Below are 311 nucleotides of genomic sequence, written 5' to 3'. Positions count from 1 at the left end.
CTAAAGATGCCTACACTCGTGTTGATGTGGGTGCAACGTATAAGTTTAATGTTAGCAATACCGATATAAACCTACGCCTTAATGTAGAAAACTTATTTGATACAGACTACCTAGGCGGTGGTGGTGACAATAATGTCACCGTTGGCGAAGGTACCAACTTACGTTTAGCTGCACAATTTAACTTCTAAGGTTAATACCCTTTAAAAAGCCCGTACTTTGCGAAAAGTGCGGGCTTTTTGCTTTTTATCTCATTGTATTTTTTAAGTGACTCATTTAATGGTTAAATAGCCAGTAAATATCTAACAAGCCAT

General features: G+C 37.3%; 1 protein-coding gene. It reads left to right on the top strand.

From position 1 onward, the window contains the following. On the top strand, window positions 1–188 hold a 188-nt coding region (locus tag CWB85_RS21900; RefSeq protein ID WP_138556016.1), incomplete at its 5' end, for a TonB-dependent receptor. Window positions 189–311 lie beyond the last annotated feature (123 nt).

Source organism: Pseudoalteromonas sp. S1727 (assembly GCF_005886375.1).
GTDB lineage: Bacteria > Pseudomonadota > Gammaproteobacteria > Enterobacterales > Alteromonadaceae > Pseudoalteromonas > Pseudoalteromonas haloplanktis.
Note: the sequence above shows the minus strand (reverse complement) of the source record. Positions and strands in the feature narration are given on the sequence as shown.